This is a genomic window from Flavobacterium tagetis, assembly GCF_016735615.1.
Taxonomy (GTDB): domain Bacteria; phylum Bacteroidota; class Bacteroidia; order Flavobacteriales; family Flavobacteriaceae; genus Flavobacterium; species Flavobacterium tagetis.
This window is the reverse complement of record NZ_JAERSF010000006.1, coordinates 53,853-67,050: the sequence shown is the minus strand read 5'-3', so window position 1 is coordinate 67,050 and position 13,198 is coordinate 53,853. Positions and strand designations below refer to the sequence as shown.

Sequence of the window (13,198 nt, the reverse complement as noted above, 5' to 3'; positions counted from 1 at the left end):
TTAAGACACTTTTTCAAATGTTTTTTCAAGCTCAATTGCTTTTGGAAACAGGATATTGTTTTCCAGATGAATATGTTTTTTTAAATCTTTATCAAATTCTTCTAACATGAGAAATGCTACTTTATAAGTATTGCACGAGTCAACAGGAGGTGTATAATTATTGGTTAAAGCAGCAATTCTTCTAAAACGTTGACCTTCTGTAATATGATCGTCTTTTAAAGTTGCAATTGGCGTTTCAATAGATAAAAAAGGCGGTGTTTCCAGTTCTGTACCTTTACTGTGTGCGGCTTTCATTTTTTTAATAAAAGGAAAAACAACCAACTCTTCTCTTTTCATATGAGCTGTGAGATCCAAATACGTTTTTGAAAAAATAGTATGAATTTCATGAAGCTCTGGATGAATCGCACCGTGAACACCGCATAATTTATTTAAATACTCCAAAATGACAGGAGACTTTTCTTCTACATATCTATGGTGGGTTTTGGTTATATAGTCTGCAATCATATCTGCCGTCCAGTTTTTATAATCAAAAGACTGATTAGCAGAACTGCTTCTTGCTTTTTCAATGTGTTCTATAAGAACACTTTCTTCTATATCTCTTTTTTTGCAGACTTCTTCGATAGTTCGATATCCTTTGCAACAAAAATCAATATGGAATTTTGTAAAAATGGCTGCTGTTTTGAAATCATCTGCGACAATTTCACCAATGGTTGTTTTGCATGTTAGTTTCATAATGGTTGGGGGTATAGATTAATTTTGGTTTCAGCATATTTTTTGATCTGCCGCAGTTTTACATTGTTTAATGATCAACAAAGAAGCCGCAATCATATTTGAAAATTCTATAAACGGAATCGTAATTTCGTGCGTTTCTGTAAGTGAAACGGCATAATTATGAAGCTCTTTTATTTTTTCAAAAGCTAACTCTGCATCGCGTTCTTCACTTGTGTAATATGCGGTAACCAGTTTTTGTAATTCTTTTTTAAGTATTTCAAAAGCGAGATAATCATCTACATTATGAGCTTTCGGAAACTTCGGAATTAGTATTTGGGATGAAAAAATAAATTCAGCAATAGTTCTATCTACATTTTCTGAAGCTTGATGCGCAAATACTATAGCCTCAAGAAGTGAGTTTGATGCCAAACGGTTTTTACCATGAAGACCTGTTCTAGCACATTCCCCAATAGCGTAGAGATTTTTAATAGAAGTAACACCATTTTGATCCACTTTAATTCCACCACATTGATAATGTGCTGCAGGTACAACAGGAATTAAATCTTTTTCTGGATAGATTCCTAATTCGTTGCAATGTGCTGTGATGACTGGAAATTGATTTGCAAAAGCTTTCTGATCCAGATGTCTGCAGTCTAAATAAACATGATTTTTTCCACTTAATTGGAGCTCTTTACTAATAGCATTAGAAACCATATCTCGTGTAGACAATTCGCCTCTGATATCATATTTAAATAAAAATCTTTTTCCTTCTTCATTAACAATATGGGCTCCAAAACCTCTAACAGCCTCTGAAATTAAAAACAACGGATTTTCTTTTCCTGTATATAAAGCCGTTGGATGAAACTGAATATACTGCATGTCAACAATTTCTGCGCCTGCTCGCGCTGCAATTGCCAATCCGTCTCCTGTTGCAATTTTCGGATTTGTTGTATTTTCAAAAAGCTGTCCGCATCCGCCTGTACTTAAAACGATGGTTCTAGCTCTAATATATTTAATACGGTTGTGTTTTTTTTCAAAGAAAAATGCTCCGGTACAAGTTGTTTTAGCTTTTTTTGTTTCGGTATTTAAGTCAATGACCATATGATTTTCTAAGAGTTCAATATTGGGCATTTTCTTGATCATTTTGAGCAATTTCTGCTCGATTTCCTGTCCGGAGCTATCTTTATGATGTAATATTCTATGTTGTGAATGTCCGCCTTCTAGACCTAAATCCCATTGGCCTTTTTCATTTTTATCAAAAGAAGCTCCTATTTCAATTAATTCCTGAAGTCTTTCCGGAGCTTGTTTAATCACCATATTAACCACTTCTTTATCACATAGGCCGCCTCCAGAACGAAGCGTATCATGTATATGTTTACTAAAGCTGTCTTTTATAAGATCTGTTACTACCGCAATACCGCCTTGTGCGAGTCTTGTATTGGTATTTTTGGCTGTTTCTTTCGTCATTATAACAATTGATAGGTCTGGACGTTTTTTTGCCGTTTTCATGGCAAAAAATAATCCCGAAATACCAGAACCGATGATAAGTATATCTGTTTTAAGCATGTTATTTTGATTTAGAGTTATTTTGTTTTTAAGAGAGTTCAAGCATTTTTTTTATAGGTTTTAATGCTTCTGTTCTCAGTTCTTCAGCAACCAGCATTTCAGGTCTTTCATTTTTAAGACACGAATACAGTTTTTCGAGTGTATTCATTTTCATATAGGCACATTCACTGCAGGCACAGCTGTTGTCTTCTGTGGTAGGAGCCGGAATCAGCGTTTTATCAGGTACAGCTTTCGTAAGCTCATGCAGGATACCGGCTTCTGTGGCCACAATGAAAACGGCAGCAGGATCCGTTTTAATGAAATTAATAATTCCTGAAGTCGAGCCAATGTAATGTGCTGCTTTTAAAATATGGTCTTCAGATTCAGGGTGTGCTGCAATTTTTGCAGTCGGGTTTTTGTTATATATTTCAATTAGTTTGTCTAATGAAAAGGCTTCATGTACAACACAAGAGCCTTTCCATAAGACCAGTTCGCGTTTGGTTTCTTTCTGTAGATATTTGCCTAAATTTTCATCAGGAGCAAATATGATTTTTTGTTCTGCCGGAATAGATTCGATTATCTTTTTGGCATTTGCCGATGTGCAGACTAAATCGCTCATGGCTTTTATTTGTGCAGAACAGTTGATGTAAGTAACCACAATATGATCGGGATGCTGTTCTTTGAATAATTTGAAATCTTCAGGTGGACAGCCATCAGCAAGCGAACAGCCAGCGTTCCAATCGGGCAATACCACTTTTTTATTTGGATTTAAAATTTTTGCTGTTTCTGCCATAAAATGGACTCCTGCAAAAACGATAATATCAGCATTTGTATTTTGAGCTTTTTTTGCCAATTCAAGACTGTCTCCAATAAAATCTGCTATTTCCTGAATCTCCTCATCTTGATAATAATGAGCTAGGATAACGGCATTTTTTTCCTTTTTCAATCGGATTATTTCCTGTACTAAAAAGTTCTTGTTCATATTATTTTTTTGAATCTTTGGCTTCACTAACCTATAAAGGTGATAGATGTTTATTTTTTAAGATTGTATAAAAAGTATGTTTTAATACATAATTTTAATAGGGTAAATATATTATCATCATTTTTTTCAAAACATGATTCTAATCATACTGTTTTATATTTGTTTGTATATGTTAACCTTAATAATTGAATCTTAATTGAAAGTAAAAGTGAGATTTACAAAGACATTTCGGCCCATTCTCGGAATTTTGTTCCAGTCGGCATAAGTGGTGTAATATTTATCAAAAATATTCTCGACACCGGTTTGAAATTTTAAAATGTTTTGATTCCAATTGAAAGCATAGCCTGCATTAAGTCCAAAAATGAGATAATCTGAAGTTTTGGTTTGTCCGTACGTTTTTGCAAATTCATTTTGAGTTAGATTTCCTAAAGCGTTAATTCCTGCATTAAATTTTTCTTTCTTAAAATCGATTCCAGCGCTGTATTTTATCGGACTTATAAATGGCAAATTATTTCCTTCATTATCTTTTCCCGAACTATAAGTAAGCTGAGATTTGAATTGCCAATTTTCAAGAAAATCGTAAGTCAGATTAAAATCGGTATTGAATATTTTGGCATTGTCAATGGCCTCATATCTTTTTACTCCGGAAGCACCAATAGTCATAGGAAGCGTATTTGGATCAATTTTACCTATTATATAATTTGAAAAGTAGAAGTAAGAGCCTGAAATTTTTGCGGTTAATTGTGATGTTTTATATCCAACAGAAAAGTTTCCTTCAATGGCATTTTCATTTTTTAGATTGGGGTTTCCAATATAATCGTAAAAATCACTGCTGTTATACAAGTAAAAACCATAGCCTTCAGAAACCGACGGGGCTCTTTCGGCGTAAGCCAAACCAAATCCGAACTCAAATTGCTTCCTATTTTGGGCATAATTTGCTGCAAAACTTTTCAGGAAGCGGTTTTTTGAAGCATCCATATCAGGATAAAAAATGCGAAGACTTGCTAATCCAAAATCATTTGCTATGGTATTATTTTGAAATCCGAGATTAACGCCAATTCGAATATTTTCAATTTCAGAAATTTTGATATTATCTTCTAAAGACAATCCGTTGTACAAAGTTCTAACATCTGGCCAAGTATACATAAACATCAAATTTTCATTTGGATCAGAAGGATACATTGTCATTTCGGCAATTGACTTATTGTAAAATCCGTTCAAATCAGCTAGAAAACTATGCTTTTTAATTTTTCCTTTAATTTTGGAATAATATCCATACGTATCAGACCAACCTGGCATATCCATATGTATAGGAACGCTTGGTCTTTTGGTGTCGTCCATTTTATGGGTGATGGAATTAAAATATCCTTTTGTTTCCCAATTTGTTACGAAGCTCGATTTAAGTAAGTATTTATAACTTAATGATACAATTTTCGCTTCCGCTAAAGATACATCCATAGGAAGAGCAGGGTAGCCAACATTAGTAGCTTTGTCATAAATTGCAGAAGCTTCTAAAAGATTCTGTTTGTTTATAAAATAACCTGTACTGGCAGAAATGTTGTATTTGGTAAATTGAGAAAAAGCAACTTCTTTATTGCCGCCTGCTTTATAATTATCGGCATCTCGATGCATAAAATCGATATGGGTATAAAAACGAGAATTGTTATAGCCTAAAGAAGCACCAATAATCTTTTGCAGATTATTACTTTCAAAACCAGAATTTAAACTGCCGTTCCAACCTGTATTTTTCTCGCTAAACTGATTGCGTTTTAAATCGACAGATCCGCCAATTCCTGCTCCGTGACAGCTAGCTTGTTGTCCTGATGCAACGGTGGCTTCAGCTAAGTTTGAAACCTCAACATAAGAAGTAATCGGATCCATTTTGTCAGTACACGCGCCAAATATGCGCATTCCGTCAATTGTAATCACGGTGCGTTCTGTGGCCATGTTATTTATAACTGGTTCCCATGCATAAGCACCTCTTTTGATCATATTTACTTTTGATGATTTTGAGAGATATTCTTCTACAGATGTCAATGATTTTGATTGTTTTAGATGTAAAGAAGTTTTACTTCCAATGACAATTATTTCGTTAAGCTTTACGGTTTCTAGACTATCATTTGGTTTTTCCTGCGCCCAGCATATTGTTGAAAATACAGCCAAGAAGGTTGCTGTTAGATTTTTCATCATTTCATACTTTAATAGAAAGAGACAAATTGTTTTTTGTCTCTTTCTTGTTATTTTTTAGATTTAAAATTCAATCTCAAAATAAAGACTACTTGACGGATTGTCTGTTGTAACTGCTTCTCCTTTTAAAACTTCATTATCAGCATTTAAAACTTGAAGGTTTATTTTCCAATATCCTGTCATGGTTAAAGAAAGTTTTCCTTTATAAAAGCCGTTGGTTTCAGATTGAAGCAAATCAGTATTATTAGGAGAACCATGATTTCCCATACTTGGCATTCTTGGATCAATTTTGATTTTGAAATTGTTTACAGCCTCAAAAGTCATCATATCCTTCATTTTATAAATACCCACTGTCATATCGTTTATAGCGACTTTTGGAGAAGATGGTGCGATATAGGCAATTACATAATTGCTTCCGTCGCTTCCTTTAAAAGAGCTTACAGTTCGTTTTGAAGATGCAGGAACATTTATTTTGTCAGTTGCGGTGTAGCTTGCGCCATTAATTTTGTATGTAATGCTTAGTTCCCAATATTCCGTTTCGTTTTGCGCCATTTGAAAAATGATATCTCCTTCAAATACCGTTTTCTTGTCTACTTTTTCTACTTCAGATCTTGGACAGGAGTGCTGCATCATAGCCATATGCATTAACGGTGTCCAATTGATTTCGGCATCAGGGATATAATTGTTGGTTTTCTTGTCTTTTATTCTAAGCGAGACATGATTATAACCTTGAACTAAAGAACCTGTTGAAGAGAATAATTCTATAATATGGGTATCATTTGCGATTTCCTGTATTTTATGAAGTCCGCTTGTTTCATCAACTGGAGTTGAAGAAGAATCGTTATCAGAAGAGCAAGAGAATGTGGTAATTGCTAAAAATAAAAGTGCTGTGTATTTTAAAATTTTCATGAGATTTTAATTTAAATATGATAATAAAAGGTCTGTCGAATAAATTCGATAGAAGGAAAAGAATGAAATAAAAATCAAATAAAAATCGGAGGACGGAAGATGTTGACGGCCTCTAAATGAGAATATAAGTTGTTATAAAATGAATTTACTATAAAAGTAGAAACTCTATTTTTTTCAAAAGAGAATACTGGTATTTGTACCATAAACAGAATCACAGTTTCTGCTGTTTCACTTTTCTTTTCATTAGAAGCTGGCGTATCATTTTTATAGCTTTTTGCCAGCTCTTTTTTCAAATGGCATTTTCCATTACAATGAAGTTCGGGAGCATTTTTGTTTTCGCATAATTCAGTTGAAATGTAATGGTAGTTGATTACATAATCCAGAAATGGAAAAGCTGGGCGAAATACCACTGCAAATAAAAATATGTAAATGCAAAACTTCATTACCTGTTTTTTGAGAATACGAAGGTATTATGAACTTTTTTTTGAGGATATGATTGTAATCATACTTTGTGAAAAACAAGTTTTAGAATTTTGATCAAAAGTTTAACAATTAAAAACAAAGTAATGAACAAATTATTCCTATTAACAATGTTTGGTTTTTTCCTTATGGTATCATGCGGAAAAGAAAAGTCAAATACCGACCAAGATTTTTCAGCTCCTGCTCCTACAGAAAAAACAGCTGATGCCGAATCCTATGATCCTAAAAGAGGTATTGGAAAGTTTGAGACAGTTGAGTTAGGAGCTTCTTTAGATAAAGCACTAGCTGAAAAAGGACTTAAAACTGCTGAAGTAAAATGCACCTCATGCCATAAACCTACTGACGAAAAATTAGTTGGACCTGGATGGAAAGGTGTTACAGAAAGAAGAACACCACAATGGATCATGAATTTTATTACCAATCCAGACCCAATGATTGATAAAGATCCTGAATTGCAAGCGCAACTAGAGCTTTGTATGATTCGTATGCCAAATCAAGGACTAACAGATGATGAAGCAAGATCTATTTTAGAATATATGCGTCAGAATGATGGAGTGAAATAAAGAAATCAAAATCAAAAAATAATAGCCTTATGAAAAATAAATTTTTAAAATCGATTTTCGTTGTTACGTTAGGGTGCGCTCTTTTTGTTTCTTGCAAACCAAAAGATTCTACGGATGCTGTTGAAGGTGATGCGGCCTCAAAAGTATATGTGGCACCCGGTAAATATGATGAATTCTATAATTTTGTGTCTGGTGGTTTTAGCGGTCAGGTCAGTGTTTATGGACTTCCTAGCGGAAGACTGTTAAGAGTAATGCCTGTGTTTTCTGAAGATCCGCAAAGTGGTTATGGTTATAGTGAAGAAACAAAGCCTATGTTGAATACTTCGCATGGTTATGTGCCTTGGGATGATCAGCATCACTTGGACTTATCGCAAACAAATGGAGAAGTTGATGGAAGATGGATTTTTGCCAATGCCAATAATACGCCACGTATTGCACGTATTGACTTGAAAACGTTTAAAACAGCAGAAATTATCGAGCTTCCAAATTGCGGAGGAAATCACTCTTCGCCATTTATTACCCAAAATACAGAATATGTTGTAGGTGCAAGCCGTTTTAGTGTTCCTGCAGATAATGATAATGGAGATGTTCCAATTAATACCTACAAGAAAAATTTCAAAGGATATCTAAGTTTTGTGAAAGTTGGAAAAGAAGGAGAATTGGATCTTGCTTTTCAAATTGTAGCTCCAGGTGTGAATTTTGACCTTAGCCACCCCGGTAAAAAAGAATCTCATGGATGGTTTTTCTTCTCATGCTATAATACAGAACAAGCCAATACCTTATTGGAGGTTAATGCTTCTAAGAATGATAAGGATTTTATCATGGCGGTAAATTGGAAAAAAGCAGAAGAATATATAAAAGCTGGAAAAGGAAAACGAATTCCCGCAAAATATGCCCACAATACTTGGGATGAAAAAACACAAACTGCTAAATCTGAAATTAAAAATGAAGTACTTACTCTAGATGCTTCAGAACTTAAGGATATCTGTTACATGATTCCATGTCCGAAATCGCCTCACGGCTGTGATATTGATCCGACAGGAGAATATATTGTAGGTAGTGGAAAATTGGCAGCTTTAATTCCTGTATTCAGTTTTACAAAATTGAAAGATGCTATTGCTAAAAAGCAGTTTGATGGCAATTATGCTGGAATTCCAGTTGTGAAATATGAAGCTGCTCTTCATGGAGAAGTTCAAAAGCCAGGTTTAGGACCTCTTCACACAGAATTTGATGGAAAAGGAAATGCTTATACCACAATGTTCGTTTCGTCTGAAGTAGTGAAATGGAACATTAAAGACTTAAAAGTTTTAGATAGAAAAGCAACTTATTATTCTCCTGGACACTTAATGGTTCCTGGTGGAAATACAGAAAAACCATTTGGAAAATACATGGTGGTTTACAACAAAATTACTAAAGATCGTTTCTTGCCAACTGGTCCAGAATTAGCACAAAGTGCTCAGTTATTTGATATTAGTGGAGATAAAATGAAATTGCTTTTAGATTATCCTACTATTGGTGAACCGCATTATGCACAAGGTATTCCAGCAGAAAAAGTAATAAATAACGGACAGTTGAAGTATTACAAAATTGCAGAAAACAGCCATGCATATGCGACTAAAGGTGAAAAAGAAACCAAAGTGGTTAGAGAGGGCAATAAAGTACATATTTATATGACTTGTATCCGTTCTCACTTTGCGCCAGATAATATCGAAGGAATTCGAGTTGGAGATGAAGTTTATTTCCATGTTACGAATCTGGAGCAAGACTGGGACGTTCCTCACGGATTTGCAATCAAAGGTGCAAATACTGCCGAATTGCTTATTATGCCAGGAGAAACCTTAACATTAAAATGGATTCCTCAGAAAAAAGGAATTTTCCCATTCTATTGTACAGATTTCTGTAGTGCACTGCATCAAGAAATGCAGGGTTATGTACGAGTTTCGCCAGCAGGAAGCAATGTGCCAATTACTTATAGTGTAGGTACCAATTTACCAAAAGAATAGCCAGTAACCTTAAGGGAGCAAAGTATTCTTTGTTCCCTTTTATTTTGAATTATTATGAGAAATAAAAAATTATCCCCCTTTTCCAAAATGATGCTCTTTTTATCTGGGCTTTTATTGATTGGCGCTATTTTTTTTCCAATCTGGAAAATTGAACTTACAGCACCTCAATATCCAGAAGGTTTGGTTTTGAAACTTCATGCCTCTAAGATTGCTGGTGATGTAGATATTATAAACGGATTGAATCATTATATCGGAATGAAAACTCTGCATACAGAAGATTTTATTGAATTTAAAGTTCTGCCGTTTATTCTAGCAGGATTAGGTGTTGTTTCAATTGCTTGTGCGTGGAAATCAAAAAGAAAAGGACTCTTTGTTTTCTTTTTTTCTTTTGTGTTGTTTGGAATATTGTCTGCATGCGATTTCTACAGATGGAATTACGAATATGGGCATAATCTAGATCCCAATGCTGCTATCAGAGTTCCCGGAATGGCTTATCAGCCTCCAATGCTTGGATACAAACAATTATTAAATTTTGGAGCATATTCAATTCCTGATATTGGTGGATGGTTGCTGATTGCAGTTGGAGTTTTGCTTTTTGCAGCTATTATAAAAGAAAAATTTGCCAAACCATACGGTCGGCTCTTGGGCATTCTGATTGCTCCAGCCTTTCTTTTTTCATGTTCCAATGATAAACCTGTACCTATAAAACTAAATGTTGACAATTGTGATTTCTGCATGATGGGAATTAGCGATGGCAGACATGGAGCTGAAATTATTACAGAGAAAGGACGAGTATACAAGTTTGATGACATTGCCTGTATGGCACATTATTCTAAAGAACATAATAACACTAAAATCAAGAAGTATTATGTACACGATTACACTAAAAGTAATGAACTAATTCCGGTTGAAAGTGCCTTTTTCGTTTCAGGAGGAACAATTAAAAGTCCGATGAATGGGAACATTGCTGCCTTTACCAATAAAAGCGAGGCAAAAGCATTTGAGGCACAAACAAAAGGAGAAGAAAAAGAATGGGCAGCAATTTTGAATAACTAAAATGTAGTCTTAACTAAAATATTTAAAACATGAAACTGCATTTTTGCCTTTCACTTCTATTATTGTTTAATTGTCTTTGGTCACAAAAAATTGAAGTAGGCCCAAACAAAGCTGTAAAAACAATCAAAAAGGCAATCGAAATTGCCAAGTCTGGCGATACTATTATAGTTGATAAAGGTGTTTACCGAGAAGGCAATATTATTATAGATAAAAAACTGATTTTACAGGGAAAAAATCTGCCAATTCTGGACGGACAGCAAAAATATGAAGTGGTTTCCATAAAAGCAGATAGTGTAGTTTTTTCTGGATTTAAAGTGATAAATTCTGGTTTTGCTTCCTTGAATGATCCTTGTGGAATTAAAATATACAATAAAACAGGAGTTATCGTAAAAGATAATTTTTTGGAGAATAATTTTTTCGGCATTTATGTCCAAAAAGGCACAAACTGCATTGTAAAAAATAATATCATAAAAGCATATCAAAAAGAAGAACAACGCATTGGAAATGGAATTCATTGCTGGAAAAGCGAGAACATGCAGATTATTGGGAATAAAATTTCTGGGCATCGGGACGGAATTTATTTTGAGTTTGTTTCTAATTCTGTTATTTGGCGAAATATCTCTAAAGCCAACATCCGTTACGGACTGCATTTTATGTTCTCTAATGATGATGCTTACATAGGCAATGTTTTTAAAAATAATGGAGCGGGAGTAGCGGTTATGTTTACCAAAAATGTAAAAATGTTCAACAATTATTTTGAAGAGAATTGGGGTGATGCGGCTTATGGTTTACTGCTCAAAGAAATTTCAGATAGTTACATTATTGGAAATAAATTTATTCGTAATACTTCAGGAATTTATATGGAAGGAACGAGCCGTGTAAAATTGGAGAAGAATATTTTTAAAGATAATGGATGGGGAATGAAAGTGCAGGCAAGCTGTATGGATAATGTGATTTCGTTTAATAATTTTCTCTCCAATACTTTTGACATCAGCACTAATGGAAGTCTGGTTTTGAATCATTTCAATAATAATTACTGGGATAAATATGAGGGTTATGATTTGAATCATGACGGAATTGGCGATGTGCCGTTTCATCCGCTTAGTCTTTTTGCTGTTATTACCGAAAACAATCCATCGGCTATGCTTTTGTTCCGAAGTTTTATGATTACGCTTTTGGATAAATCAGAAAAAATCCTTCCGAGTATAACACCCGACAACTTTGTAGATGAATCTCCCGAAATGAAATCTCTTGTATTATGATTACTTTAAAAAATATTAATAAAAAATTTGGAAGACTACAAGTTTTGCAAGATGTAAACCTTGAGTTTAAAGCAGGAGAATGCATTGCGCTTATTGGCCCAAACGGTTGCGGAAAAACTACTTTAATAAAATCGATTCTAGGAATGGTACTGCCTGATAGCGGTGATGTTTTGCTGCATGATGAATCTATCTTAAAGAAGTTCGAATATCGAAACAGAATAGGGTATATGCCTCAAATTGGGCGTTATCCCGACAATATGACAATCGCTCAGATTATAGCCATGATCAAGCAAATTAGAAACTCGAAAAATGAGTTGGATGAAGATTTAATCAAGACTTTTAAACTGGATAAAATGAGCGACAAACAAATGCGAACTCTCTCAGGCGGAACAATACAGAAGGTAAGTGCAACATTGGCTTTTCTTTTTAATCCTGATGTTTTAATCCTCGACGAACCTACAGCAGGGCTAGATCCGTTGGCTGCAGAAATTTTGAAGGAGAAAATCATTAAGGAAAAAAACAAAGGAAAATTAATCTTGATTACTTCGCATTTATTAAGTGAACTAGACGATATGATTACTCAGATTATTTTTATGCAGGACGGAAAAGTTCATTTTCATAAAACGATTAAAGACCTTTTGGAATCAACAGGCGAGACCAAAATTTCAAAATCTATCGCTACCATATTAAAAGAAAAACAGCATGAACAGAATAATTAAAATTGTCTTATTGGATATTCTTAAAAATAAGATTATTGTGAGTTATGCCTTAATTCTGGCATTGCTTTCTTGGGGATCTTTTATGCTTGAAGACAATACGGCAAAAGGTTTATTGACGATTTTGAATGTAATTTTATTTACAGTTCCGTTGGTATCTATTCTTTTTTCGACTATTTATATTTACAATAGTTCAGAATTTATAGAGCTTCTGCTAAGCCAGCCCATTAAAAGAAAAAAAATCTGGATTAGTTTGTTTGCTGGTCTTTCCATAGCAATGTTTTTGGCTTTTTTTCTTGGTGCAGGAATTCCGCTTTTGCTAAATGCTCCAGGCATGGCAGGATTAATGATGCTTTTGTCGGGAAGTTTAATTTCGATTGTTTTTGTTTCATTGGCTTTTTTGAGCTGTATTCTAACTCGAGATAAAGCAAAAGGAATAGGTTTGGCCATTTTATTTTGGATGTATTTTGCTATATTGTTTGATGCATTGGTGTTGTTTCTTTTGTTTCAATTTGCAGAATATCCAATAGAAGAAGCCATGGTTGGTATTACAGCTTCGAGTCCGATTGATTTGGCCAGAATACAGATATTGCTTCATTTGGATCAGTCTGCTATGATGGGATATACTGGAGCTATATTTAAAGATTTTTTTGGAACAGCTATTGGTTTGTTGGTTTCTTTCTTATTACTCGTTTTATGGATTGTTGTTCCGTTTCTAATTTCGATTAGAAAATTTGACCGCAAAGATCTTTAATGTTTTATATTCACTCAGAATCAAAAAAAT

General features: G+C 34.1%; 12 protein-coding genes. 6 read left to right on the top strand and 6 right to left on the bottom strand.

All coding sequences use genetic code 11. The features are described 5' to 3' along the window. From ric to JI750_RS21345, 6 genes are all read right to left on the bottom strand, one after another. Nucleotides 1-732: an iron-sulfur cluster repair di-iron protein gene (ric, locus tag JI750_RS21370; protein WP_202006437.1), complete on the bottom strand. Its 732-nt coding sequence runs from the start codon at nt 730-732 to the stop codon at nt 1-3. Nucleotides 733-762: 30 nt separating this feature from the next. Continuing rightward, nucleotides 763-2,277 (bottom strand): L-aspartate oxidase, encoded by a 1,515-nt coding sequence (gene nadB / locus JI750_RS21365; protein ID WP_202006436.1) that lies wholly within the window; start codon nt 2,275-2,277, stop codon nt 763-765. 28 nt (nt 2,278-2,305) lie between these two features. Next, the gene (gene nadA / locus JI750_RS21360; protein ID WP_202006435.1) at nt 2,306-3,238 is read right to left on the bottom strand and encodes a quinolinate synthase NadA; all 933 of its coding nucleotides are present in this window, start codon (nt 3,236-3,238) and stop codon (nt 2,306-2,308) included. A 192-nt stretch (nt 3,239-3,430) separates the two neighbouring features. Next, nucleotides 3,431-5,428 (bottom strand): TonB-dependent receptor, encoded by a 1,998-nt coding sequence (locus JI750_RS21355; RefSeq protein WP_236673127.1) that lies wholly within the window; start codon nt 5,426-5,428, stop codon nt 3,431-3,433. 60 nt (nt 5,429-5,488) lie between these two features. After that, entirely contained in the window at nt 5,489-6,334 is an 846-nt protein-coding gene (locus JI750_RS21350) for a FixH family protein (protein WP_202006434.1), read from the bottom strand. Between the two features lie 74 nt (nt 6,335-6,408). Next, entirely contained in the window at nt 6,409-6,777 is a 369-nt protein-coding gene (locus JI750_RS21345) for a hypothetical protein (protein ID WP_236673126.1), read from the bottom strand. Between the two features lie 123 nt (nt 6,778-6,900). On the opposite strand from JI750_RS21345, the gene JI750_RS21340 reads away from it, so the two are divergent. The 6 genes from JI750_RS21340 to JI750_RS21315 all read left to right on the top strand — a co-directional run bounded on the left by JI750_RS21340 (nt 6,901) and on the right by JI750_RS21315 (nt 13,168). After that, on the top strand, nt 6,901-7,377 hold the full coding sequence (locus tag JI750_RS21340; RefSeq protein ID WP_202006433.1) for a c-type cytochrome: 477 nt from the start codon (nt 6,901-6,903) through the stop codon (nt 7,375-7,377). Between the two features lie 29 nt (nt 7,378-7,406). Then, a complete protein-coding gene (nosZ, locus tag JI750_RS21335; RefSeq protein ID WP_202006432.1) occupies nt 7,407-9,380 on the top strand; it encodes a Sec-dependent nitrous-oxide reductase in 1,974 nt (657 codons plus the stop codon). 87 nt (nt 9,381-9,467) lie between these two features. Further along, on the top strand, nt 9,468-10,436 hold the full coding sequence (locus tag JI750_RS21330; RefSeq protein ID WP_236673125.1) for a nitrous oxide reductase accessory protein NosL: 969 nt from the start codon (nt 9,468-9,470) through the stop codon (nt 10,434-10,436). 29 nt (nt 10,437-10,465) lie between these two features. After that, nucleotides 10,466-11,698, top strand: a complete 1,233-nt coding sequence (locus JI750_RS21325) for a nitrous oxide reductase family maturation protein NosD (protein WP_202006431.1) — start codon at nt 10,466-10,468, stop codon at nt 11,696-11,698. Then, nucleotides 11,695-12,417, top strand: a complete 723-nt coding sequence (locus JI750_RS21320) for an ABC transporter ATP-binding protein (protein ID WP_202006430.1) — start codon at nt 11,695-11,697, stop codon at nt 12,415-12,417. The genes JI750_RS21325 and JI750_RS21320 overlap by 4 nt, the downstream gene beginning before the upstream one ends. Further along, nucleotides 12,401-13,168: an ABC transporter permease subunit gene (locus JI750_RS21315; protein ID WP_202006429.1), complete on the top strand. Its 768-nt coding sequence runs from the start codon at nt 12,401-12,403 to the stop codon at nt 13,166-13,168. The genes JI750_RS21320 and JI750_RS21315 overlap by 17 nt, the downstream gene beginning before the upstream one ends. The last annotated feature ends 30 nt before the right edge of the window (nt 13,169-13,198 follow it).